Origin of the sequence: Pseudomonas sp. P20 (assembly GCF_016463925.1) — a bacterium.
In the GTDB taxonomy this organism is placed as follows: Bacteria; Pseudomonadota; Gammaproteobacteria; order Pseudomonadales; family Pseudomonadaceae; genus Pseudomonas; species Pseudomonas aeruginosa.
In genome coordinates this window covers 155,544-180,053 of record NZ_JAEMVM010000028.1, presented here as the reverse complement: position 1 = coordinate 180,053, position 24,510 = coordinate 155,544, and the positions used below count along the sequence as shown (strand labels likewise).

Annotated in this window: 22 protein-coding genes; 10 read left to right on the top strand and 12 right to left on the bottom strand. The window is 67.8% G+C overall.

Annotated features, from left to right (window positions below; translation table 11 throughout):
- Positions 1-213: 213 nt before the first annotated feature.
- The 5 genes from JHD77_RS26670 (at position 214) to JHD77_RS26650 (ending at position 5,658) form a co-directional block, all read left to right on the top strand.
- Positions 214-1,326: an ABC transporter ATP-binding protein gene (locus JHD77_RS26670; protein WP_003106181.1), complete on the top strand. Its 1,113-nt coding sequence runs from the start codon at positions 214-216 to the stop codon at positions 1,324-1,326.
- A 25-nt stretch (positions 1,327-1,351) separates the two neighbouring features.
- Positions 1,352-2,272 (top strand): ABC transporter permease, encoded by a 921-nt coding sequence (locus JHD77_RS26665; RefSeq protein ID WP_003106180.1) that lies wholly within the window; start codon positions 1,352-1,354, stop codon positions 2,270-2,272.
- Complete coding sequence (locus JHD77_RS26660; RefSeq protein ID WP_003106179.1) at positions 2,269-3,078, top strand: ABC transporter permease; 810 nt, start codon at positions 2,269-2,271, stop codon at positions 3,076-3,078. The genes JHD77_RS26665 and JHD77_RS26660 overlap by 4 nt, the downstream gene beginning before the upstream one ends.
- A gap of 22 nt (positions 3,079-3,100) precedes the next feature.
- Positions 3,101-4,135, top strand: a complete 1,035-nt coding sequence (locus tag JHD77_RS26655) for an ABC transporter substrate-binding protein (RefSeq protein WP_003106178.1) — start codon at positions 3,101-3,103, stop codon at positions 4,133-4,135.
- A gap of 65 nt (positions 4,136-4,200) precedes the next feature.
- Positions 4,201-5,658, top strand: coding sequence for an amidase (locus tag JHD77_RS26650; RefSeq protein WP_004346843.1), 1,458 nt, complete (start codon positions 4,201-4,203; stop codon positions 5,656-5,658).
- A gap of 7 nt (positions 5,659-5,665) precedes the next feature.
- Here JHD77_RS26650 and JHD77_RS26645 read toward each other — a convergent pair whose 3' ends face one another.
- Entirely contained in the window at positions 5,666-6,247 is a 582-nt protein-coding gene (locus tag JHD77_RS26645; RefSeq protein ID WP_003106176.1) for an alpha/beta hydrolase, read from the bottom strand.
- 215 nt (positions 6,248-6,462) lie between these two features.
- Between JHD77_RS26645 and JHD77_RS26640 the strand changes: the two genes are divergently transcribed.
- Positions 6,463-6,675, top strand: a complete 213-nt coding sequence (locus JHD77_RS26640) for a DUF3079 domain-containing protein (RefSeq protein WP_003111981.1) — start codon at positions 6,463-6,465, stop codon at positions 6,673-6,675.
- A gap of 182 nt (positions 6,676-6,857) precedes the next feature.
- Here JHD77_RS26640 and JHD77_RS26635 read toward each other — a convergent pair whose 3' ends face one another.
- The 9 genes from JHD77_RS26635 to JHD77_RS26595 all read right to left on the bottom strand — a co-directional run bounded on the left by JHD77_RS26635 (position 6,858) and on the right by JHD77_RS26595 (position 17,031).
- Positions 6,858-7,259, bottom strand: a complete 402-nt coding sequence (locus tag JHD77_RS26635) for an ExbD/TolR family protein (protein WP_003106175.1) — start codon at positions 7,257-7,259, stop codon at positions 6,858-6,860.
- A 1-nt stretch (position 7,260) separates the two neighbouring features.
- A complete protein-coding gene (locus JHD77_RS26630; RefSeq protein ID WP_003123822.1) occupies positions 7,261-7,980 on the bottom strand; it encodes a MotA/TolQ/ExbB proton channel family protein in 720 nt (239 codons plus the stop codon).
- 28 nt (positions 7,981-8,008) lie between these two features.
- Positions 8,009-8,821 (bottom strand): energy transducer TonB, encoded by an 813-nt coding sequence (locus tag JHD77_RS26625; RefSeq protein WP_191519392.1) that lies wholly within the window; start codon positions 8,819-8,821, stop codon positions 8,009-8,011.
- Between the two features lie 342 nt (positions 8,822-9,163).
- Positions 9,164-10,600 carry an NAD(P)(+) transhydrogenase (Re/Si-specific) subunit beta gene (locus JHD77_RS26620; protein WP_003083975.1) on the bottom strand — a complete coding sequence of 479 codons (1,437 nt, stop codon included), beginning with the start codon at positions 10,598-10,600 and terminating at the stop codon, positions 9,164-9,166.
- Positions 10,600-10,908 (bottom strand): NAD(P) transhydrogenase subunit alpha, encoded by a 309-nt coding sequence (locus tag JHD77_RS26615; RefSeq protein WP_003083974.1) that lies wholly within the window; start codon positions 10,906-10,908, stop codon positions 10,600-10,602. The genes JHD77_RS26620 and JHD77_RS26615 overlap by 1 nt, the downstream gene beginning before the upstream one ends.
- A gap of 75 nt (positions 10,909-10,983) precedes the next feature.
- Positions 10,984-12,102, bottom strand: coding sequence for a Re/Si-specific NAD(P)(+) transhydrogenase subunit alpha (locus JHD77_RS26610; protein ID WP_191519391.1), 1,119 nt, complete (start codon positions 12,100-12,102; stop codon positions 10,984-10,986).
- A gap of 646 nt (positions 12,103-12,748) precedes the next feature.
- Entirely contained in the window at positions 12,749-13,648 is a 900-nt protein-coding gene (locus JHD77_RS26605; protein WP_023083875.1) for a TauD/TfdA dioxygenase family protein, read from the bottom strand.
- A gap of 67 nt (positions 13,649-13,715) precedes the next feature.
- The gene (locus JHD77_RS26600; protein WP_003112660.1) at positions 13,716-14,618 is read right to left on the bottom strand and encodes a TauD/TfdA dioxygenase family protein; all 903 of its coding nucleotides are present in this window, start codon (positions 14,616-14,618) and stop codon (positions 13,716-13,718) included.
- Between the two features lie 40 nt (positions 14,619-14,658).
- Complete coding sequence (locus JHD77_RS26595) at positions 14,659-17,031, bottom strand: TonB-dependent receptor (RefSeq protein WP_031689087.1); 2,373 nt, start codon at positions 17,029-17,031, stop codon at positions 14,659-14,661.
- Positions 17,032-17,380: 349 nt separating this feature from the next.
- On the opposite strand from JHD77_RS26595, the gene JHD77_RS26590 reads away from it, so the two are divergent.
- Positions 17,381-18,298, top strand: coding sequence for a LysR family transcriptional regulator (locus JHD77_RS26590; RefSeq protein WP_003083964.1), 918 nt, complete (start codon positions 17,381-17,383; stop codon positions 18,296-18,298).
- A 23-nt stretch (positions 18,299-18,321) separates the two neighbouring features.
- Here JHD77_RS26590 and JHD77_RS26585 read toward each other — a convergent pair whose 3' ends face one another.
- On the bottom strand, positions 18,322-19,047 hold the full coding sequence (locus JHD77_RS26585) for an acid phosphatase (protein ID WP_003083962.1): 726 nt from the start codon (positions 19,045-19,047) through the stop codon (positions 18,322-18,324).
- 247 nt (positions 19,048-19,294) lie between these two features.
- Between JHD77_RS26585 and JHD77_RS26580 the strand changes: the two genes are divergently transcribed.
- The gene (locus tag JHD77_RS26580) at positions 19,295-20,653 is read left to right on the top strand and encodes an OprD family porin (protein WP_003142446.1); all 1,359 of its coding nucleotides are present in this window, start codon (positions 19,295-19,297) and stop codon (positions 20,651-20,653) included.
- 22 nt (positions 20,654-20,675) lie between these two features.
- Here the strand turns inward: JHD77_RS26580 and JHD77_RS26575 are convergent, their stop codons facing one another.
- Positions 20,676-21,737 (bottom strand): ABC transporter substrate-binding protein, encoded by a 1,062-nt coding sequence (locus tag JHD77_RS26575; protein ID WP_191519390.1) that lies wholly within the window; start codon positions 21,735-21,737, stop codon positions 20,676-20,678.
- Positions 21,738-22,003: 266 nt separating this feature from the next.
- Between JHD77_RS26575 and JHD77_RS26570 the strand changes: the two genes are divergently transcribed.
- A complete protein-coding gene (locus tag JHD77_RS26570) occupies positions 22,004-23,620 on the top strand; it encodes an ABC transporter permease (RefSeq protein ID WP_003106694.1) in 1,617 nt (538 codons plus the stop codon).
- Positions 23,617-24,456, top strand: a complete 840-nt coding sequence (locus JHD77_RS26565) for an ABC transporter ATP-binding protein (protein ID WP_003117229.1) — start codon at positions 23,617-23,619, stop codon at positions 24,454-24,456. Before JHD77_RS26570 ends, JHD77_RS26565 begins: the two co-directional genes overlap by 4 nt.
- Positions 24,457-24,510: the final 54 nt, after the last annotated feature.

Sequence of the window (24,510 nt, the reverse complement as noted above, 5' to 3'; positions counted from 1 at the left end):
CTAGATGTTAATTTTTTTAACACCTTATATAAAAAAATTGAGCTTTCGACAGCCGCCCCTTTTCCGCATCATCCGCTCCAGCCATCGGCGACCACAAGCCGGCGCTACCCTTCCGCCACCTCGCGGAAGCCTACTTTCCAGCCCTGCCATAAGAACAACAACCATCGTCGCGCCGCATTGCGGCACGCACGAAGGGGAATCGGAGGTAAGTCCATGAGTGCCCTGCATTCGCTGCGTACCCATGCAGTGTCCATCCGCGCGGTACGCAAGGTGTACGGCGATCCCGAGAGCGGCCCGGTGGCACTGAAGCGCGTCGACCTGGATATCCGCGACAATGAGTTCTTCACCCTCCTCGGCCCGTCTGGCTGCGGCAAGACCACCCTGCTGCGGATGATCGCCGGCTTCGAGTTTCCCACGGAGGGCGAGATCCTCCTCTACGGCGAGAACATCGCCGCGCGACCGCCCTTCGAGCGCCCGGTGAACACCGTGTTCCAGCACTATGCGCTGTTCCCGCACATGAGCATCGCCGAGAACCTCGCCTTCGGCCTCGAATCGCGCCCACTGGGACGCAGCCTGGGCAAGGCGGAGATCGCCGAGCGGGTCCGCGAGATGCTCGCCCTGGTGCAGATGGAACGTTTCGCCGATCGCCGTCCCGGGCAGCTTTCAGGAGGCCAGCAGCAACGCGTGGCACTGGCCCGTGCGCTGGCGCCGCAACCGCGGGTGCTGCTGCTCGACGAACCGCTCTCGGCCCTCGACCTGAAGCTGCGCCAGGCGATGCGCGAGGAACTCAAGGCGATCCAAGCGAAGACCGGGATCACCTTCATTTTCGTCACCCACGACCAGGAGGAGGCGCTGACCATGTCCGATCGCATCGCCGTGCTCTCCGAGGGCCAGGTGCAACAGGTCGGACCGCCGGAAGAGATCTACGAGCGCCCCGGCAACCGCTTTGTCGCCGACTTCATTGGCGAGACCAATTTCATCGAAGCCGAGCTGCTCCAGCGCGACGGCCCGCTGGCGCTGTACCGCGGTCCCGGCGGTGAAGCGTTCGAGGCCGCCGCGCGCGACGGCCTGGCAGCCGGAGCCCGGGTCTGCCTGTCGATCCGCCCGGAACGCCTGGACCTGCTGGCGGCCAACACCGGCGGCGGCCTGCCCTGCACGGTGGAAAGCCAAGTCTACCTCGGCACCGACCTGCAATACCGGGTGCGCCTGGCCGACGGCAGCCTGCTGACGGTGCGCACACCGAACGGCACGGCACGGCGCTTCGCCACCGGCGAAGCTGCCTGCCTGGCCGTGGCCAAAGACAGCGCCAGCGTCCTGCTGGATTGATCCCCTTCGGCAACGGACCCCAGCCATGCATCCGATCCCTTCCCCCGGCGCAGCCTTGCAGCGTCGCCAGGCCCTGCGCAGCTTCCTCGGCGTCACGCCGGCGCTGGTCGCCATCGGCCTGTTCCTGGTGTTGCCCATCCTCATCGTCGCCGCCTATTCGCTGATGGAGGCCAACCCCTATGGCGGGGTCGACCGGGCCTTCAGCGGCGAGGCGTACGTATCCCTGCTCTTCGAACGGCAGATGGACGACAGCCTGGCCTTCGCCGACTCCTACCTGACAATCGCCCTGCGCTCGCTCGGCATCGCCGCGCTGACCACCCTCATCACCCTGTCGCTCGGCTTCCCGGTGGCGGTCTGGCTGGCCATGCAGCCGCCGCGTCGGCGCGGCCTGCTGATCTTCCTGATCACCGTGCCGTTCTGGGCCAACCTGCTGATCCGCACCTACGCCTGGATTCTCCTGCTGCGCGGCAGCGGAGTGATCAACAACGGCCTGCTCGGCCTCGGCCTGGTCGACCACCCGTTGCCGCTGCTCTACAGCGACGGCGCGGTGCTGCTCGGCCTGGTCTACACCTACGCGCCCTTCGTGGTACTGCCGATCTACGCGACCCTGGAGAAAATGGACATGCGCCTGCTGGAAGCCGCCCAGGACCTCTACGCCGGCCGCCTGCGCACGCTACGCAAGGTGGTCCTGCCGACCGCCCGGCCGGGCATCCTGGCCGGCGCCATCCTGACCTTCGTGCCCTGCCTGGGCGCGATGATCGCCCCAGAACTGCTTGGCGGCGGCACCCGCATGATGCTTGGCAACCTGATTTTCCGGCAGTTCGCCGACGCCCGGAACTGGCCGTTCGGCGCCGCCCTGTCGCTGGTGCTGATGGCCGCGGTGATGCTGATCCTGACCGTCTACGCCTGGCGCGCCGAACGTCTCGCACGGGGGATGGGCCGATGATCGCGCGCCTGTGGAAAGGCAGCCGCCATAACGTCCAGGACTTCCCCGGCTTCGGTGCCTTCAGCTTGTTGTTCTACCTGTACCTGTACGCGCCGATCCTGGTGCTGGTGGTGTACTCCTTCAACGCCAACCAGTCGGCCACCGTCTGGACCGGCTTCAGCCTCGACTGGTACCGCGCCGCCTTCGCCAACCAGGCGCTGCGCCAGGCCGCCGGCAACAGCCTGCTGATCGCCGTGTGCGCCAGCGCCGCGGCCACCGCGATCGCCACCCTGGCCGCCCTCGGCACCTCGCGTGGGGCGAAGTTCAGGGGCCTGCGCCTGTCGATGGGAGCGATCATGCTGCCCCTGGTGCTGCCGGAAATCGTGGTCGGGGTCGCCACCCTGGCGCTGTTTTCCACCGTCGGGCTGTCTCTCGGCTACGGCAACCTGATCATCGCCCACACGGTGTTCTGCATCCCGTTCGCCTACCTGCCGATCCGTGCCCGCCTGGATGACATGGACCTTTCCCTGGAGCAGGCCGCCGCCGACCTCTACGCCGGTCCGTGGCGGACCCTGCGCAAGGTGACGCTGCCGCTGCTGGCGCCGGGCATCTTCTCCGGCCTGATGCTCGCCTTCATCGTCTCGCTGGACAACTTCGTGATCTCGATGATGGTCTCGCAGGCCGGCACCACCACCCTGCCGATCTTCATCTTCGGACTGCTGCGGATGGGCGTCACGCCCGACGTCAACGCCGTGTCGACGTTGATCCTCGGCGTCTCCGTGATCTTCGTCAGCCTTTCCTACCTGCTCGGCAAGCCACGCGCCTGAGCCCTACGTCGGAGAAATCCCCATGCATCAACGGATCGCAAGCATCGGCCTCGGCCTCACCCTGGCCCTGGGCGGCAGCGCCCAGGCCGCCGGGCAACTCAACGTGGTCAGCTGGAGCGGCTACTTCTCGCCGCAGTTGCTGGAGAAATTCGAGAAGGAAAGCGGCATCCGCGTCACGGTGGACTCCTATGACTCCAACGAAACCCTGCTGGCCAAGCTCAAGCAGGGCGGCGCCGGCTACGACGTGGCGATTCCTTCGCAGCAGTTCGTTCCGATCCTGGTCAAGGAAGCATTGCTCGAGCGCTTCGACCCGGCCGCCGAGCCGTACTACGCCAACCTGCTCGACAACCTGAAGAAGCCCGCCTGGGACCCGGAGGGCGCCTACAGCGTGCCCTTCATCTGGGGCACCACCAGCGTGGTGCTGGATGGCGCGCGCTACGCCGGCCCGGCCGACAGCTACGCGGTGCTCTACCAGCCGCCGGAAGAGCTGCGCGGGCGGATCAACATGTTCGACTCGGTGAGCGAGGTGGTCGACATGGCCAGCCTGTACCTGGGCATCCCGCTCTGTAGCGCGGACCCGAAGCAGATGCAGCGCGTCCTCGAACTGCTCAAGGCGCAGAAACCCTTCGTCAAGACCTACAGCTCCAAGGCCGGCTCGATCCGCGAGAACCTCGCCGCGGGCGAGGTGGACATGTCGATGTTCTGGGGCGGCTCGTCGATGCGTGCGCGCGAACTCAAGCCGAGCCTGAAGTACCTGTATCCGAAGGAAGGCGTGCTGGCCTGGGTGGACAACCTGGTGATCCCGCGCGGCAGCCGCAACCCGGACAACGCGCGGCGCTTCATCGCCTTCCTCGCCCAGCCGGAGAACGCCGCGCTGACCCAGAACTTCCTCAAGCACCAGAGCCCGGTGAAGGGCGTCGAGCCCTACCTCGACGCCAGTCTCAAGGACGCCCCGGAGCTGCACGTCCCCGCCGGTACCCGCGTGGTGTTCAGCCAGACCTGCGGCGAAGACGCGATCCGCCTCGCCGACCGCCTGTGGACCAACCTGATGCGCTGAGCGCAGCGCCGTTTCGCGCCCCTGGCACAGGGGCGCCCCTTCTCGACTGCCAAGGCCCGACCCCGATGAAGCCCAACCCTCCGATCAACGAGCTGGTCCTGCTCCAGGCCCACCAGCTTGCCGAACGCATCCGCCTGCGCCAGGTGTCCTGCCGCGAGGTGATGCAGGCCTACCTGGCGCATATCGAGCGCTTCAACCCACGGGTCAACGCCCTGGTCAGCCTGCTGCCGGCGGAACGCCTGCTGGAAGAGGCGGACGCGCGCGACGGCGAACTCGCCCGTGGCGAATGGCGTGGCTGGATGCACGGTCTGCCACATGCCATCAAGGACCTGTCGCTGACCCGTGGCATCCGCACCACCCTCGGCTCGCCGCTGTACCGCGACTACATTCCCGAGCGCGACGGGATCATGGTGGAGCGGATCAGGGCCGCCGGCGCGATTCTCATCGGCAAGACCAATACCCCCGAGTTCGGCCTCGGCTCGCAGACCTACAACCCGCTGTTCGGCGCCACCGCCTGCGCCTACGACGAACGCCTCAGCGCCGGCGGCAGCAGCGGCGGAGCCGCCGCTGCCCTCGCGCTGCACCTGGTACCGGTGGCCGACGGCAGCGACATGATGGGCTCGCTGCGCAACCCGGCGGCCTTCAACAACGTCATCGGCTTCCGCCCTTCCCAAGGCCGCGTACCGTTCGACGACAGCGCCGACCTGTTCTTCGACCAGCTCGGCTACGAAGGCCCGATGGGCCGCAGCGTGCGCGACACCGCCCTGCTGCTCTCGGTGCAGGCTGGCGCCGATCGCCGCGCGCCGCTATCCATCGCCGAACCCGGCGCGCGGTTCGCCGCTCCGCTGGAGCGCGATTTCGAAGGCATCCGGCTGGGCTGGCTGGGCGACCTCGATGGCTACCTGCCTATGCAGGACGGCATCCTCCAACTGTGCCAGCGCGCGCTAGGCGATTTCCGCAGCCTCGGCTGCGAGATCGAAGAAGCGAACCTCGGCTTCGCCCCGGAGCGCCTCTGGGAATGCTGGCGCACCTTGCGCCACTGGCTGGTGGCCGGCTCGCTCGGCGGCGTGCATGCCGATCCGGCGAAGCGTGCCCTGCTGAAGCCGGAAGCGCTCTGGGAGGTGGAGAACGGGCTGCGCCTGGGCGCCGACGCGGTCTTTCGCGCGTCGGTCATCCGCAGCGACTGGTATCGCGCCATCGGCCGGCTGTTCGAGCGCTACGACTACCTGTTGCTGCCCAGCGCGCAGGTATTTCCCTTCGCCAAGGAAACCCCCTGGCCGCGCAGCATCGAAGGCGTGGCAATGGACACCTACCACCGCTGGATGGAAGTGGTGGTTCCCGGCAGCCTGTCCGGCTGCCCGGTGGCCAATGTGCAGGCGGGCTTCAATGCCGAGGGACTGCCGATGGGCCTGCAAATCATCGGTCCGCACCAGGCCGACTTCGCGGTACTGCAACTGGCCCACGCCTACGAGCGGGCCAGCCGCTGGTTCGAGCGCCAGCCGTCGCCGCTGCTGGCGAACTGAAGTGGTCTCAGGCGCGGCGGCGAGCCTGGCTGTCGATCAGGTACTGCAAGCGGAACAGGTGTCGGTAGCCGGCCTCCCAGGCGCCGTGGCCGGACTTCACGTTGATGTGCCCGGCCTCGGGCAGGATCACCGTCTCCGCGCCCCAGGCGCGGGCCAGGTGCATGGCGCGCTGCGGGCTGCAGGCCTGGTCGTTGTCGGAACCCACCAGCACGCTGGGGAACGGCAACGGCTCGCGGCTGATCGGCGCGAAGTTGCGCAGCGCCTCGGCGCAGCTCTCGCGCTCGACGTCGGCCGGCGCCACCAGCAGGGCGCCGCGTACCTGGTCGCGCACCCGGCGCTCGGCCTGGGCCGCCCACAGCGCCACTGTCACACAACCCAGGCTGTGCGCGATCAGCACCACCGGCCCGGGCTGGCGGCGGATCTCGGCGTCCAGCTCGGCGATCCAGTCGGCGCGCAGCGGGGTGATCCAGTCCTGTTGCTCGACCCGTGAGGCATTGGGCAGCGCGCGCTGCCAGTGACTTTGCCAATGGGCGTCTTCCGAGCCGTACCAACCGGGCACCAACACATAACGGACGCGTTCGCTGTGCATGGAGAACCCTCCAGAAAAATTCATCACCAGGGAAGTGTAAGGGCGCAGCCTTTTTTCTCTAAGGAATAAAAAGCAATTTTAATATTCTATTAATACATATATGCCAATCGAGTTGATCCAGCGCAAGCCGAAGCCACTTTTCCGCGGCAACGCCTGGGCGGCGCAAGCCATCGGCGGTATACCTGAGCGCAGGCATCAGGTATCGGGACAGGATCATGGCCAAGAAATTTCCTCTCCATCCCAGCCATCCGGAGCGCATCTGCTGGGGTTGCGACCGCTATTGCTCGGCGGAATCTATGGGCTGCGGCAACGGCGCCAGCCGCACCCAGCATCCCAGCGAACTGTTCGGCGAGGACTGGGCCGGTGAATGGGAAGTCGAAGGAACGGAGGACGCCAAGGAGCAGGAGGCGCCGGCACGCCAGGCCTGAGCGCCCAGGCGTGGGACGTGCGAGCGCCGGACAGGGTGCGCGACGCATTCGCGAGCCCGGCCTCGGCGGATACGCCCGAGGAGCGTCCATCCGGAATAAAAAAAAGACCGCTCTCCCCTGCCCGGATCGGAGCGGTCGAAACCGTTGCCCGCCCGGCCTGCGCCGGACGGCGTGGATTCGCTTCAGCGTGCGGTGATCACCGCCAGCCTGGTGATCCCGGCGCGCTCGATGGAAGCCATGGCCTTCGCCACCTGGCCGTAGTTCACCCCTTCGTCGGCCTGCAACTGCACGCGGACCTCGGCGTCCTTCGCCTTGGCCGCGGCCAGGTTGCTCTCCAGCAGCTCCGGCTGGATCTCGTCCTTGTTGACGAACAGCTTGCCGGCGCCATCGATGCTCACCACCAGGGGATCCTTCTGCTCCGGCGGGGCCACCGATTCGGTCTTCGGCAGGTTGATCGGGATCGAGTTGGTCAGCAGCGGCGCGGTGACGATGAACACCACCAGCAGCACCAGCATCACGTCGACCAGCGGGGTGACGTTGATTTCGGAAAGGACTTCGTCGCTGTCCTGGGTCGAGAAGGCCATGTCAGGACGCCTCCTTCACGTTGCGCGAGGGGTTGCCGGCCTGGCGCGCGGCGGTGGGATGGACGATGACGCGGAACGCGCTCTTCTGCGCCAGGCTGTAGAAGTCGTGGGCGAAGTCGTCGAGGTCGGCGGCGGTCAGCTTCAGGCGCCGCAGGAAGTAGTTGTAGACCAGCACCGCCGGCACCGCGACGGCGATTCCCACGCCGGTGGCGATCAGCGCGCTGCCGATCGGCCCGGCCACGGTCTCCAGGCTCGCCGAGCCGGCCGCGCTGATCCCCTTGAGCGCCTCCATGATGCCCCAGACGGTGCCGAACAGACCGATGAAGGGCGAGGTCGAGCCGATCGAGGCGAGCACCGCCAGGCCCGACTCCAGGGAACGCCGCTCGCGCTGGATCTGCTGGCGCAGGGCGCGTTCGAGACGGTCCTGGTGGTTGATCGACTGGGCCAGGTCGGGCTGGCCGTTGTCCTGCACCTGGATCGCGGCGAAGCCGGCCTGGGCCACGCGGGCGCCGGCGCCCTGCTTGTCCTGCGCCTGCTCGCCGGCGGAGTCGAGGCTGGTGGCGCTCCAGAACTGCTTCTGGAACTGGCGGTCCTGGCGCTTCTGCCGGGCGAACTGCACGCCCTTGACCAGGGCCAGGCCCCAGGTGACCACGGAAAAGCCGACCAGCAGCCAGATGACGGCGCCTTCGACGGATTCGAGCGGGGTGGTTAACAGACTCATGACGGATGCTCCTCGTGACGCTGCAGATTCAGTTCAACTTGAAATCGATCGGTACGCTGACCCAGCCGTCCTCGGCCTTGTCGCCGCGCTTGGCGGGAACGAAGGACCAGCGCTTGACCGCTTTCACCGCGGCCTGGTCGAGGGCTTCGCGTCCGCTCGACTTCTGCACCTGGATCTCGCTCGGGCTGCCGCTGGCGAGGACATGCACCCGCAACAGCACGGTGCCCTCCCAGCCGCGGCGCATGGCCAGGGCGGGGTATTCCGGCGCCGGGTTGTGCAGGTAGCCGGCGTTCGCCGACGGCGGCGTCAGCGGCGCCGGGGCGGCGGCCGGCGCCGGCGGGGCGGGTGGCGCGGCGGGTTGCGGCGGCGCGGGCGGAGCCGGCTCGACGGCCTTCGGCGCCGGCTTGGGCCGGGGTTGCGGCTTGGGCTTGGGTTTCGGCTTTGGCACCGGCTTCGGCGGCGGCGGCTTCACCGCGTTCTCGTCGAACACCGGTGGTGGCGGTTCCTCGACCACCGGCGGCAACGGCTCGGGCGGCGGCGGTTCCACCACCGGCGGCGCCGGGGCGGTGAACTCGATGGTCATCGGCGGCACCTGTGGCGGCACCTCGGGCAGCGCCGGGGTTCTCTGCTGGCTCAGCCAATGGATCACCGCTCCGTGCAGGGTCAGGGCGAACAGGACCAGCAGGATCGTCTCGCGCCGGCTGAGCACCCGACCCTGTGCCGGGTTGTGGCGAACCAGGTGCAACGCCTGGCGAACCGGCCGACCGAGCGCCACCAGGTCGCCGCCGGGCGTCTCGCGCCAGGGCTGCGTGCGGGCATCGACGGGCTGGGGTGTTGCCATGAAAAGCTCCTTGCACTGACGAACTCGATGGCCGCTCAGGTCCGTGCTGGAGTCCTAGCGGCGCAGGGAGTTGCATGATTGGCAAGGAGGCTTAGCGCCTGAAGTAATTATTTTTGTTATGGAAATAACTTCTGGAGCTATGGGTTTCGCCCCTGTCGCCACAGGCCGCGTGGTTGGCGGGCTACAGCGATCCGACGAAAAACCCATGCCTTGCGGGCATGAAAAATATTCCTGAAAGGCTGGTGTTTTCGCCGTTGGAAGCGGCGGAGAACGCTGCGCGGACAACCCGCGAAAACGAAAAACCCCGGCCTGGGCCGGGGTTCTGGTGGACTCAGCGGGGAATCACTCCACCGCCTTGACCATGTCTTCGATGACTTTCTTGGCGTCGCCGAACACCATCATGGTCTTGTCCAGGTAGAACAGCTCGTTGTCCAGGCCGGCGTAGCCGCTGGCCATGGAGCGCTTGTTGACGATCACGGTCTTGGCCTTGTAGGCCTCGAGGATCGGCATGCCGGCGATGGGCGACTTCGGATCGTTCTTCGCCGCCGGGTTGACCACGTCGTTGGCACCGAGCACCAGGACCACGTCGGTCTGGCCGAACTCGGAGTTGATGTCCTCCATCTCGAACACCTGCTCGTAGGGCACCTCGGCCTCGGCCAGCAGCACGTTCATGTGCCCCGGCATGCGCCCGGCGACCGGGTGGATGGCGAACTTCACGGTGACCCCGCGATGGGTCAGCTTCTCCGCCAGTTCCATCAGCGCGTGCTGGGCGCGGGCCACCGCCAGGCCGTAGCCGGGGACGATGATCACGCTGTCGGCGTTGGTCAGCAGGAACGAGGCATCGTCGGCCGAACCGGACTTCACCGGACGCTGCTCCTTGGAGCCCGCCGGGCCGCCGGCGTCGGCTTCGGCGCCGAAGCCGCCGAGGATGACGTTGAAGAACGAGCGGTTCATCGCCTTGCACATGATGTAGGAGAGGATCGCGCCCGAAGAGCCGACCAGCGAGCCGGCGATGATCAGCATCGAGTTGTTCAGCGAGAAGCCGATACCCGCCGCGGCCCAGCCGGAATAGGAGTTGAGCATCGACACCACCACCGGCATGTCGGCGCCGCCGATGGGGATGATGATCAGCACGCCGAGGACGAAGGCCAGCGCCAGCATCACGGCGAAGGCGGTGAGGTTGCCGGTGAACATGAACACCAGGCCCAGGCCGAGGGTTGCCAGGCCGAGCACCAGGTTCAGCAGGTGCTGCCCGGAGAACTGCACCGGGGTGCCCTGGAACAGGCGAAACTTGTACTTGCCGGAGAGCTTGCCGAAGGCGATCACCGAACCGGAGAAGGTGATGGCGCCGATGGCCGCGCCGAGGAACAGCTCCAGGCGGTTGCCGGTGGGAATGGTGTCGCCCAGGTGCGCGACGATCCCCAGCGACTGCGGCTCGACCACCGCTGCGATGGCGATGAACACCGCGGCCAGGCCGATCATGCTGTGCATGAAGGCGACCAGCTCGGGCATCTTGGTCATCTCGACGCGCTTGGCCATGATCGAGCCGGCGGTACCGCCGACCAGCAGGCCGACGACGATGTAGCCGACGCCGGTGGTGGCGATCTCCGCGCCCAGCTTGAACACCAGGCCGACGGTGGTGGCCACGGCGATGGCCATGCCGACCATGCCGAAGAGGTTGCCGCGGCGCGAGGTGGTCGGGTGCGACAGGCCTTTCAGGGCCTGGATGAAGCAGACCGAGGCGATGAGGTACAGGAGGGTGACCAGGTTCATGCTCATCAGTGGCCCCCCGCCTTCGGCGCTTTCTTCTTGAACATTTCCAGCATGCGCCGGGTGACCAGGAAGCCACCGAACACATTGACCGCGGCCAGGGCCACGGCGAGGGTGCCCATGGCCTTGCCCAGCGGGGTCACGGTCAGGGCGGCGGCGAGCATGGCGCCGACGATGACGATCGCGGAAATCGCGTTGGTCACCGCCATCAGCGGGGTGTGCAAGGCAGGGGTGACGTTCCATACCACGTGGTAGCCGACGTACACGGCCAGCACGAAGATGATCAGGTTGTAGATCCCGTCAGAAATGATATCCATCGTTTTCACCGGTCTTCAGGGCGCAGGCGCGAGGCGTGCGCATTTATCGTTATCGAAGCTTCCCGACGCAGCGGCTCAGCCGTTCTTGCGCACCGCCTGGCCGTCGCGGCACATCAGGCAGGCGGCGACGATGTCGTCCTCGAGGTTCACGCTGAAGCCTTCGGCGTTCAGGGTGAGCTTGAGGAAGTCGAGGATGTTGCGCGCGTATAGCGCCGAGGCGTCCGCCGGTACCAGCGCGGCCAGGTTGCTGTGGCCGACGATGGTCACGCCGTGCCGGACCACGACCTGGTCGGCCTCGGTCAGCGGGCAGTTGCCGCCCTGGGCGGCGGCCAGGTCGATGACCACCGAGCCCGGCTTCATCTCCGCCACGGTCGCCTCGTGCAGCAGCGTCGGCGCCTTGCGGCCGGGGATCAGCGCGGTGGTGATGACGATGTCCGACTGCTTGGCGCGCTCGTGCACGGCCTTGGCCTGGCGCTCCATCCACGAGGCCGGCATCGGCCGCGCGTAGCCGCCGACGCCTTCGGCGCACTCGCGCTCTTCGTCGGTCTCGTAGGGCACGTTGACGAACTTGGCGCCGAGCGACTCGATCTGCTCCTTCACCGCCGGACGCACGTCGGAAGCCTCGATCACCGCGCCCAGGCGCTTGGCCGTGGCGATCGCCTGCAGGCCGGCGACGCCGGCGCCGAGGATCAGCACGCGGGCGGCCTTCACGGTGCCGGCGGCGGTCATCAGCATCGGCATGAAGCGCGGGTAGTGGTTGGCGGCGAGCATCACCGCCTTGTAGCCGGCGATGTTGGCCTGCGAGGAGAGCACGTCCAGGCTCTGCGCCCGCGAGGTACGCGGCGCGGCCTCGAGGGCGAAGGCGGTGATGCCGCGCTCGGCCATGCGGGCGATGTTCTCGTTGTCGAAGGGGTTGAGCATGCCGACCAGCACGGCGCCGCTTTTCATCTGGGCCAGCTCGGCGGCGCTGGGCGCGACCACCTTCAGCACCAGGTCGGCGCCGAAGGCCTCGGCGGCGCTGCCGATCGTCGCGCCGGCGGCTTCATAGGCACTGTCCGGCTGGCTGGCGCTGACGCCGGCGCCGCTCTGGACGATCACCTGGTGGCCTTGGCCGATCAGCTTCTTGACGGTTTCCGGGGTGGCGGAAACCCGCGTCTCACCGGCATGGGTCTCGAGGGGGACACCGATCTGCACTCACGAATCTCCTGCGTGATTGTCGAGTAGTCCGGGGCACTGCGGATGGCGCACCGGCTGCGGAGGTCTAGCTCACATACCGCGATTCGCGAACGAACCTTGGCGCGGCATTGTGCAATCGAGCCGAAAAGCCTTCAACAAGTTCTGAAGGCATACGACAGAGAAACTACAAGTCATAAACCGACCAACAATTCCCGCCCATCACCGCCGGGCGCGTCCTGACTGGCGTGCAGCCTATCCGGGGAAGCCCGCGCGAGAATATGACATCCCTGCCGTGAATGACCGGCTATCAGGTCAAGCCGCTACGGTTTCGACGGGAAAATATCCTGCCAGCGCCGCGGAATGCCGGGGTAATTAATGTTTTTAATACGCTGTATCAGCAATCCCTGATGCCTGGCCAAAGTAGCAAAGCAAAACTTTGACTACAAAGTCAGGATCGCCTTTCCATGGGCGCTGCAGGCCAGCTCGTTAGACCAAAGGTGAATTGCCCTATGGGCAGGATAGACGCGGAGAAATGGCAGAACTGCGACAGCATGTCGCAGTTCTGCTAGCTATTCGCCGGAACGGAAGGGGCTCGCCAGAGCGGCGCGCAGCGACCTACGCCGGTCGGCAACGGAGGAGCCGGCGCACGCTGGGGGATGCCGGCTCAGAACGGACGGCTGCCCGCCAGGCTGATGCGCTTCAGGCGCCGCCGCTCGCTGGCCGGGAAGGCGTTGCGCGCATGCAGCACGGCCTGGTTGTCCCACCAGACGATGTCGCCCACCGACCAGGCGTGGCTGTAGCTCAGTTCCGGGCGCGCCAGATGTTCGCGCAGGCGACCGATCAGCGCCTGGCCCCGCGCGGGGTCGTAGCCGGGAATCTCCACCTCGGTGTGGGCGCTGAGGAACAGTACGCGCCGGCCGCTTTCCGGGTGGGTGCGTACCAGCGGGTGCTCGCTGCCCTGGATCGGTTCGATGTCCGGCGTGCGGTAGGTGGCGAAACCGCCGCCGTAGCCGCCCTCGTGCAGGCGGATGAAGGGGTTGTAGTTGATCAGGCGCAGGCCATCGATCTCGCGCCGGGTCGCCTCGTCGAGGCTCTCGTAGGCGCGCGCCAGGTTGGTGAAGCGCGTCTCGCCGCCACTGGACGGCACCTCCAGTGCGTAGAGGAACGAGCCGGAGGACGGCACCGGCGTCCATTGGTGGTCGATGTGTGCCGGCAGGGCGAAGTTGCCCAGTTCGCCGTCGCCGGTGTTGGCCACCTTGACGATGTCCGGCACCTTGCCGTCGCCACCCGAGGACAGCACCGGGATGTCCGCCGGCGGCTGGAACACCGAGCCGAACAGGGTGGCGAAGCGCAAGTACTGCTCATCGTCGAGGTGCTGCTGGCGGAACACCAGGATGTGGTGCTCGCGCAGCGCCTGCTTGAGCGCCAGGACCTGCTCCGGCGCCAGCGGCCGGCGCGCGTCGAGGCCACGGACTTCGGCGCCCAGCGGCGCCTCCAGGGGGGTGATGCGGAATGCCTCGGCGACCTCGGGTTCGGGTTGCCGGGCGGTGGCGGATTGGCTCATGTAAGGGGTCCTCGCGGGTTCGTTCTGCCTGTGGTCGCCCTCCCCGGCGAGGAGAGGGCCGGGTCCGTCATGCCTTCCGGATCGTCCGGCTGCGTTGCCCGTCGATGCCTACCGGCACGTCGCCGCCGAGGGTCACCCGGCGCACCACGCGCGGCTGGTCGCCGTAGTCGTCGATCGCGTAGTGCTGGGTCGCGCGGTTGTCCCAGATCGCCACGTCGCCGGCCTGCCAGCGCCAGCGCACGGTGTTCTCCAGGCGCGTGACGTGCCCCTGCAGCACCGCGAAGAGGTGCGCCGAGTCATGCTGCGAAAGACCCTTCAGGCGTTTCACGAAGTGGCCGAGGAGCAGCGTCCGCTCGCCGCTTTGCGGATGCACGCGGACCACCGGGTGCTCGGTCTCGTAGACGGTCGAGGTGAACACCTTGCGGTAGTTCTCCAACTGCTCCACCGAGGCGCTGGGCTTGACCCCGGCGTAGTCGTACTCGTTGCTGTGCACCGCCCAGAGCCGGTCGGCCAGCTCGCGCAGCTCCGCCGGCAGGTCGGCGTAGGCGCTCGCCGTGTTGGCCCAGACGGTGTCGCCGCCGGACTCCGGGGCCACCACGCTGCGCAGGATCGAGGCCTTCGGGTAGGCCTCGACGAAGGTCACGTCGGTATGCCAGGAATTGGCCCGGCGGCCTTCGGCGCCATCCAGCTCGAGGAGGAAGCGGGTGCCTTCGCGGGACGGCACGGTGGGGTGGGCGACCGGTTCGCCGAGCAAGTGGGCGAAGGCCTCCTGGGTCTGGTCGTCGAGATGGCTCTGGTCCCGGAAGAAGATCACCTTGTGGCGTACCAGGGCGGCCTGGATCGCCTCGACGGTGGCGGCGTCCAGTTCGCCGGACAGGGTCACGCCGCGAATCTCCGCGCCGATCCGTCCGGCGACCGGCCGGATGTCGAGCCGTACCGGCGTGGCGAGGGCTTGTGCTGCATTGCTCATGTCATGTTCCTCATGCGTGGGGTACTGCGTGGGTGAAGGCTCAGAAGTCGTAGCGCAGCGATACGCCGAGCGTGCGCGGCTGCCCCACCGATGCGGTGTAGGAGCCGTTGATGCTGGCGAAGGCGCTCAGGTAGTAGTCCTTGTCGAAGGCGTTCTTCAGCCATACCGAGGTGTCCAGTTGGCCGTCGCCGAGATCGCTGCGCAGACCGGCGGCGAGGTTCACCAGGGCGTAGCCGTCGATCTTCGAAAGGTCGGAGTTGTCCAGCGTGCCCTCGGCGGCGGAGCGGTAGGCGTAGCTGGCGCTGACGTAGGGTTGGAAGCGGTCGTCGAGGCGCCACTGGTATTCGCCATTGAGATTGGCGATCCATTTCGAGGCGCCGACCACGCGCTGCCCGGTGAGGTCGCAACTGCTCGGCGCGCCGGGCCGGGTGCTGACTTCCGCAGGGCACGGGGCATCCTTGAACGACAGGTAGGTGACGTCGTTATAGGAGCCGTTGAAGTTCAGGGTCAGGCCGCGCAACGGCAGCGCGGTGGCCTCGAACTCCAGACCACGCGAGCGCACGCTGCCGGCGTTGGCCAGCACCTGCACCAACTGGGTCGAGCCCGGCGCCTGGTACAGGGTGGTGGCCTGGTAGCCGTGGATGCCGGTCCAGAACAGGTTGGCGTTGAGCAGCAGGCGCCGGTCGAAGAGCGTGCTCTTCAGGCCCAGCTCGGCGTCGTTGGCGCGCTCCGGTCCGACCAGCAGCGAATCGGCGCCGGCGCTCGGTGCGCTGCCCACCGCCAGGTTGACCCCGCCGGACTTCTCGCCGTGGGACAGGCTGGCGTAGCCGAGCAGGTCGTCGCTGAACTGGTAGCTGAGGCTGAGCAACGCCGAAGGGGCGAAGTTGTACTGGCTGAGATCGCCGGAATCGTAGGCGCCGAGCTGGCCGTTGCGCACCGCCGCGCCGACCCCGCCGACCGCCGCGCCGCCCAGCGGAGCGAAGCGCTCGACCTTGGCGTTCTTCTCCTCGTAGGTACCACGCAGGCCGGCGGTGAAGTCCAGGCGTTCGGTGAGGTGCCAGGTGCCCTGGGCGAACAGCGCGAAGCTGTCGGTCTCGATCTTGCCGTTGGCCTTCGAGTAGGTGTCGTTCAGCGCGCCGAGATTGGCGCCGAGCAGGTACAGGTCGGCCAACGGTCCGTAGGAGGTGAAGGTCTTGTTGCCGAGGTTCTGCCTGAACGCGTAGGCGCCCACCACGTAGTCGAAGGCACCGCCGGTGGGCGAGGCCAGGCGGATCTCCTGGGAGAACTGCCGGTCGTGCACTTCCACCCCGGTGTCGTTGATCGCCGAGACGTTCAGTTGCTCGTCGTTGGCCGGGGTGAAGTGCCAGTAGCGGTAGGCGCTGATGGAGGTCAGGCGGTAGCCGCCGGCGAGGATCCAGTTGGCCTCCAGCGAGCTGCCGCCCTGGTGCACGCTGACGTGCTGGCGGCCGTTGATGTTGACCTTCCTGCGCTGCGGATCGCGCAACGGCGAAGCGCCGACCAGCGCGGCGCGCTGCCAGAAACGCTCGGCGGCGCCGTAGACCACCATGCTGCCGTTGCTCGAATCCTCCTCGTTGTAGTCGGCGATCCAGCGCAGGCTGAAGTCCTCGTTCGGCTCGAACAGCAATTGCCCGCGCGCGCCCTGGCGCTCGCCGCCGTTGAGATAGTTGTCGTCGTGGATGTTCTTGATGTAGCCGTCGTCGCGGGTGCGATAGGCCGAGAGGCGTCCGGCGAGGGTTTCGCCGAGCGGCCCGGAAACCGTGCCGCGGCCCTGGAAGTAGCCATCCTGCCCGCCGGAGACCTCGACGGTACGCTCGGTAGTGAAGGTCGGCGCGCGGGTGCTGATGTTCAGCACCCCGGCGGTGGTGTTCTTGCCGAACAGGGTGCCCTGCGGACCGCGCAGCAGCTCCAGTTGCTCGATGTCCAGCAGGTCGAACACGGCCATTCCCGGACGTCCCAGGTAGACGTTGTCGAGGTAGATCCCGGCGCTGCCTTCCAGGCCGTCGCTGGCGGGGTTGTTGCCGATGCCGCGCACGGCGACGCTCGACTGCCGCGCATGGATGTAGGCGACATTGACGCTGGGCAGCACCTGCTGCAGGTCCTGCACCCGGGAGATGCGCTGGGCCTCGAGAGTCTCGCCGCCGAGCACGGTGATCGGCGTCGGTACCTTCTGCGAATCCTCCTCGCGGCGACGCGCGGTGACAGTGACCTTGCCCAGGGCCGTATCGGCCTTGTCCGGGACGCTGCTGGCCAGCGGCGGCGCTTCCTCGGCGGGCGCGGGAGCATCGGCGGCACTGGCCGGCAACGCACCGCCGAGGGCGAGCAGCAGGGCCAGGGCGTAGTCGGAGCCGCCGGGCGGCGTTCGGCGGAGCGGCAAGCGGTAGTGGTGCTTCATCGTGAATGTCCTCGGTTCCGGCGCAGCCGGACGCAGGCAGCAGGCGGCCATGCCGCGCAAGGCAGCGATCTGGCGAAAGGTTCGAAGGGGGCCGGCGGACGGCTCAGCCCCGGGCGACTGTCAGGGGCGACAGCCGCCGGCGACGCGGAAGGGCATTCGGAACGGCGGAGGTGGGGCGGCAAAGGCACGGTGGACCATGTTCAGCTCCTGGGGTCTATCTATGCTTATTACTAAATCGCATATTTTTCTAATTTGTTCTTTGTTGACGGAATAAGAGCTTGCATTTAAAACCAGCACATCCCGAACGGCAAATGCCTTTGTCCAATATTTCCAATGCCGGTAAAGCATCATGGATCTGCGCCAACTGCGTTACTTCATCGCCCTCGCCGAACACCGCAGTTTCGTCCGCGCGGCGGACGCCATGGGCATCACCCAGCCGGCCTTCAGCCGCAGCATCCAGGGGCTGGAGCAGGAGCTTGGCTGTCAGTTGGTGGACCGTGGCAGCAAGGACCTGCGCCCGACGCCGGAAGGCCAGGTTGTGCTGCAACACGCGCTGAGCCTGGTGCAGGGGTCGGCCAACCTGATCCACGAGATCGCCCAGTTGAACAAGCTGGATGCCGGCGAGCTGCGCTTCGGCAGCGGGCCGGCGCCGGCCCAGCAACTGGTGCCGGACGCGGTGGCCGACTTCATCAACCGCCACCCGCGGGTGCAGATCAGCCTGGACGTGGACAACTGGGAAAAGCTCAGCCGCGCCCTGCTCCGCGAAGAGATCGAATTCTTCGTCGCCGACATCCGCGACTTCGAGGCCGACCCGAACTTCCAGACGCGCCCGCTGACCCCGCGCCGCGGCCAGTTCTTCTGCCGTCCGCAACATCCGCTGCTGGGCAAGGACAGCCTGTCCACCAACGACCTGTTCAACTACCCGCTGGCCTCGACCCTGATTCCCCCGGGCATCCGCAAGCTGCTGGCGAACCTCAGCGGCAAGATCGACTTCGCCGCCAACATCCGCTGCGAGAACATGCACGCGCTGATCCGTATCGTCCGCCAGACCGACGCCATCGGCATCGCCAGCGACGAGACCCTGCGCCCCTACCTGCAGCGCGGCGAACTGCAACCGCTACAGTGGCGCAACCTGCCGCAGAACCTGGATAGCCTCAGCGCCCGCTGCGGCATCATCAGCCGCAGCGGCTACCGGCTTTCGGCAGCGGCCAAGGCGATGATCGAGACGCTGGTGGAACTGGACCAGGCGCAACACGCGGCGGCCTGAGCCGCCGCGCGGTTTCCCTTCCTCTACTGGAGTTTCGGCAACCCCAGCGCGCCGCGCAGCTCCTCGCGCACCGCGGCGAAGTCGGCGGCCACCGCCGGATCGGCCAGCAGGCTCGCCACCAGCGCCGCGGCGGCGGTCTGCCCGCCTTCCAGGTCGCTGGGGAAGTGCACGCCGGCCAGCACACGGCTCTGCGCATGCTCCTCGGCGCGGGCGAAGAACGCATCGTGATGCTCCGGCACCAGCATGCTCAGCAGCGAGGCCTTGAAGTAGCTGTCCATGGTGTGGCCGCTGGGATAGGACTCCCCCTCCGGCGGCGGCAGCACCGGCTTCACCTTCGGTGTCACTTCGTAGGGACGCGGGCGGGCGAAGTGCTTCTTCGCCGGCATCAGCACCTCGACCAGGTTTTCCTGGGCGCGGTTGAAGAAACTCCGGGTCAGCGGCAGGCGTTCCTTGTCGAACGAGGCGCCCAGCAGGTCGCCGGCGAAGGGGAAGACGTTGTCCTCCCACTGGTCGTGGGCGCGTACCCGGCGTACCTGTTCGGGCGTGCGCAGGCGTTGCGCCTCCAGCACCGCGCCGAGATCGGCGACGGCCGCAGCCGAGTCCGCCGCCGGCGGCGGCGGGAGGTAGTCGGCCAGGCGCGGTGGGTGGGCCAGCGGATAGGGCGCGGCGGCGGTCTCCCCGAGACAAGACAGCGGTGCAAGCAGCGAAAGGCAGAGCAAGAGCGAAGGGCATAGGGTCTTGTTGTTCATGAAGCGTATTCCCTGAGGCGAGGTTGCATCGGGAGCCTAGGCTCCCACCCACGGCCGTTGCGGATGACGGCCGACGCCACACTCTCCGTCGGTGACTTCCGAAATGCTTGACCCGGCCTGCCGTTGCACATGCCAGCCCCTGCCAATGGCAGGCCCCGGCAAAAGCCGAGGCAGGGAAACACAAGCGGCCTGCGGAGCGACTTCCGAGACTGCGCCCACCTGGCACTCAGGTGGGAGAAAACAATAAATGCAAAATCTCAGACGCGCTGTATTCGCCGGCCTGGTCGCCGGCACGCTTTCCGAAGGGGCGGCCGCGACGGCCGGGGATGGGGGCTTCGTCGAGGACAGCGAACTGCAGTTCCTCGCTCGCACCTACTACTTCAACCGCGACTACCGCGACAGCCCGAACAACGCCGGGCGCAACCGCTTCAAGCCCAGGAGCGAGCGCAACGGCTACCGCGAGGAAGCCACCCAGGGCCTGCGCCTCCAGTTCGCCTCCGGCTACACGCCGGGCAGCCTCGGCTTCGGCCTCGACGCCCATGCCATGCTCGGCCTGCAACTGGACAGCGGCGGCGGCCGCACCGGCACCGGCAACCTGCCGGTCGGCGCCGACGGCCATCCCGACCATCGCTACGGCAAGGTCGGTGGCGCCCTCAGGCTACGCCACGGCGAAACCCGCCTGAAGTACGGCCAGACCACCACCAGCGCGCCGGTGTTCGCCGCCAGCAGCAACCGCACGCTGGCCGGCATGGCCTACGGCCTGCTGCTGGAGGACCGCTCGTTCGACGGGCTGCTGCTCGAGGGCGGGCGCTTCACCGCCGCCTCCGGCCCCGGCGAATCCAAGGTCCGCGGCGACATCAGCACCGTCTACGGACGCCTCGGCGCCTATCCGGTGCGCCTCGACGCGGTCGGCTTCCTCGGCGGTCAATGGCAGGCCACGGAGCGGCTGCAACTGTCGCTCTACGCCTCGCGCTTCGACGACATCTGGCAGCAGGCCTATTTCGGCGCCAGCCATCGCCAGCCGCTGGGCGGGGAGCGCGCGCTGCGGGTCGACCTCGACGCCTACCGCACCCGCGACAGCGGCCAGAGCCGCTTCGGCCGCATCGACACCCTGGCCAGCTCCCTGGCCCTGGGCTACGAACAGGGGCCGCAGCGCATCACCCTGGCCTACCAGCGTGTCCATGGCGAGCAGCCGTTCGACTACATGGCCTTCGGCGACGGGCGCTCCAGCGCGTCCATGGTACTGGCCAACTCGGTGGGCTACTCCGACTTCAACGGACCGGGCGAGCGTTCCTGGCAATTACGCTATGACCTGGACCTCGGCGCGCTCGGCCTGCCTGGGCTCAGCCTGCATGCGCTGCATGCCCGCGGCCGTGCCGGGGCCAGCGCCAGCAGTGCCGCCGAGAGCATCTACGCCGGACTCTACGGGCGTGACGGGCGGCACCGGGAAAGCGACCTCGGCTTCGCCTATCGGGTCAAGGCGGGCCCCCTCGCCGGCCTCGCGCTGCGCGCCTCGCAGGCCTGGCACCGGGGCAACGCGAGCTATCTCGACGGCGACATCGACGAAACCCGGCTGGTCGTCGATTACTCCCGCTCGATCTGGTGACGCCCCGGGCCGCGGCGCGGCGTCACTCCGCCGCTTGCGCCACGGCCTTGGCCTTCGCCAGCTTGCCGGCCGCCTCCAGCAGTTCCGGCGCGGCCCACTGCTCGGCGCTGAATTCGCGACGGATCAGGCCGAAACGCTTGGCCGCCTGGATCGAAGCATCCAGCCGGCCAAGGAAATCGGCGTCCAGGCGCGGCGACAGGGCGTCGCCCAGCTTGCGGCCACGGTACTCGCTCTGCAGGATCACCACCGGGTAGCTGGCCTGCTTCGACACCAGTTCGATGTAGGCGTCGCGGTTCTCCTCGCGGGCCAGCCAGTCCTGGGCCTGCAACTGCACCTTGAGCAGCCGCTCGGTGATGTCCGGATGGGCATCGACGAAGGCTCCGGAGCCGACCAGCAGCGCCTGCAGGGTGCCGGCGCCGTTCAGGTCGCGGGTGCTCAGCGGAATTTCCGCGAGCCCGCGGTCGCGCAGGGCGAACAGTCCGGCCAGGCCCCAGGTGGCTTCGATCTGCCTGGCTGCGAGGGCGGACAGGGCGGCGCTGAAATCGAGGTTGATCACCTTCAGGTCCTTCTCGCTGAGACCGACGCTGGCCAGGGCATTGTCGAACGACAACTGGCTGGCGGTGCCACGGAAGATGCCTACGCGCTTGCCCTTGAGATCCTCCAGGGTCTTGATCCCGGAGCCCGGCTGCACGCCGAGATAGTGGTTGACCCCTCGCGCGGTAGCGGCCAGCAGGCGGCTGTCCAGGCCTCCGGACTTGCCGATGATCGCCGCCAGGTCGCCGAGGTAGGCGAAGTCCACCTGGCCGTTGGCGAACGCTTCGTTGACCACCGGGCCGGCGCCCTTGAAGAAGCTCCATTTCACCGCGATGCCGTCGTTGGCGAACTCCTTCTCCAGCAACTGGCGGGTGTAGAGCACGTCGACCACGCCGCCGCCCGAGTGCGAACTGCCGGCGCTGACGTCCGGCACCGCGATGCGGATTTCCTTCGGCGGAGCGGCGCTCGCCAGCGGCACGTAGGCACCGAGCAGGCCGGCGAGCACAGGCGCGGCGAACAGACCGAGCAGGGAAGACGTAAGCGCTTTCATGGGGCGGCTCCTTGGAACGGGAAGAGAGGGATTCCCGCCGGGAGCGGGTGTGCGGCTAGCTATGCACAGCGGCGCCTCGAAAATAAATAATAAAAATTCATTTTTTTATAACCAAAAGCAGTATGACAGGCCGCACGGGCCTCTCCGCGTCATATGCAGCCAGAGCATGGAAAATATTCTCCAAATGCATTTGCCGCTGCCTGGTGCCTTTCTTTAAATGGCCCTTCTTAGCGAAAAAATGCATTGATTCGGCGATTTATATTCCCATGAAGAATATCGATAAAACCCTTTCGCCCGCCTGGAGCCGGCCCCTGCCGCGCCTGGCGCCGCCGCCCTCCGCGGCTTTCGCCCGGCGCCTGGGGGACGGCCTGCTGCCCTGGTTGCTGCCGCTCGGGCTGGCGCTGCTGTGGTGGGTCGCCAGCCATCGCCACTGGATGTCGGCCCAGGTGCTGCCAACTCCCGAGCTGGTCTGGCAGAGCGCCCGCGAGTTGCTCGCCGGCGAACTCTGGAGCGAATTGGCGATCAGCCTGCGGCGCCTGGCCTGGGGCCTGCTCGCCGGGGTCGCCAGCGGCGCCGCGCTAGGCGCCTGGCTGGGCTTCAGTCCGCGTGCCGAGCGCCTGGTCTTCCCCACCTTCAGCGCCCTCGCGCAAATCCCCACGCTGGCCTGGATCCCGCTGTTCATGCTGTTCTTCGGCATCGGCGAACTGCTCAAGCTGGTGGTGCTGGTGAAAGCGGTCGTGGTGCCGGTGACCATCCATACCCTGGTCGGCGTGCGCGACGCCCAGCCCAAGCTGCGCGAAGCCGCCGCAGTACTGCGCCTGCCGCCACGCCTGCTGGTCTGGCGGCTGATCCTGCCGGCGGCGCTGCCGGCCTTCCTCACCGGGCTGCGCCTGGCCCTGGCGCAGGGCTGGACCTCGCTGCTGGCGGTCGAGTTGCTGGCTTCCAGCGAGGGTATCGGCTACCTGATGGTGCAGGGCCGGCAACTGTTCATGCTCGACATCGTGTTCGTCTGCATCCTCATCATCGGCCTGGTCGGGGTGGGCATGGACCGCGCCATCCAGTGGCTCGACCGCCGCCTGCTGCACTGGCCGCAAGCCGCCACCGGCGAATTCCGCCGGCGCCCGCCGGGACGCGGCTGGCAGCGCCTGCAGGTGTGGCTGCCGCCGCTGGCGCTGCTGCTCCTGTGGCAGTCGGCGAGCAGCGCCGAATGGGTCGATCCGGCGATCCTCGCCAGCCCTCTGGAAGTGGCGCGGGCGACCTGGAGCGGAGCGCTCGACGGCAGCCTCCCAGGCGCCCTGTTCGACAGCCTGAAGCGCACGCTCGGCGGGCTCCTGCTGGGCGGCGGCCTGGGTTTCCTCGGCGGCCTGCTGCTCGGCCTGTGGCGCCCGGCGGAACGCTTCTTCGGCCCCACTTTCGCGGCACTGCGGCAGGTGGCGATCTTCGCCTGGGTACCGCTGCTCACCGCCTGGTTCGGCCTGGGCGAACCGGCCAAGCTGACGTTCGTCGCAATCGCCGCCTTCTTCCCGCTGCTGCTGGCCACCCAGCGCGGCATCGCCAGCCTGCCGCCGAGCCTCGGCGAGGCGGCCCGGGTGCTGCGCCTGGGTCCCTGGCGACGGCTGCTCCGGCTGGTCCTGCCGGGTGCCGCCCCGTCGGTGTTCGCCGGCCTGCGCCTGGCGCTGATCTACGCCTGGCTGGGAACCATCGGCGCCGAGTACTTCATGCCCTCCGACGGCGGCATCGGCAGCCTGATGATCGGCGCCCAGCAATTGTTCCGCATGGACCTGATCGGCGCCGGCATGCTCCTGGTCGGCCTCACCGGCGCCCTGCTCAATGCCCTCGGCCAACGCATCGAAGCGCGCGCCACGCGCTGGAGACACGCATGAACGCATTCACCGCGCCCGCCACGGGCACCCCGCTGGTCAGCTTCCGCCAGGTGCGCAAGCACTTCGCCGTGGACGGCCGGCGACTGGAAGCGATCCAGCAGTTCGACCTGGAGATCGGCGAGGGCGAGTTCATCGCCATCGTCGGCGCCAGTGGCTGCGGCAAGTCGACCCTGCTGCGCCTGCTGATCGGCCTGGACCGCGACTACGACGGCGAGATCCGCGTCGACGGCCGGCCAATCGCCGGCATCGGCGGCGAACGCGGCATCGTGTTCCAGGAGCACCGCCTGTTCCCCTGGCTGACGGTGCAGCAGAACGTCGCCCTCGGCCTGGTCAACGAAGCCCTTGGCGAAACCGACAAGGCGGCGCGGATCGACGAATACATCCGCCTGGTCGGCCTGCACGGCTTCGAGCGTGCCTACCCGCACCAGTTGTCCGGCGGCATGGCCCAGCGCGTGGCGATCGCCCGTGGCCTGGTGGCCAGCCCGCGCCTGCTGCTGCTCGACGAGCCGTTCAGCGCCCTCGACGCACTGACCCGCCAGCAGTTGCAGGAAGAGTTGCTGGCGATCCGCCGGCGCACCCGTATCACCACCCTGCTGGTCACCCACGACGTCGAGGAAGCGCTCTACCTGGCCGACCGGGTGGTGGTGATGGAGCCGCGTCCGGGGCGGATCAGGCGGGTGGTCGAGGTGGGCCTGGCGCATCCGCGCGAGCGCGGTGGCTTCGACTTCCTGCGCCAGCGCGAAGCGCTGCTGCACGAACTGACCGCCGACGGCGAGTACGTCGCGCCGCCGCCGCGACGGGTGGAAAACCTGCCCTTCGAATTCCTCGCTTGCTGAAAAGCCCCTTGCCCTGGCCCTTTCCCCCTGCGGGAAGGGCGGGGGCGAGGGCCC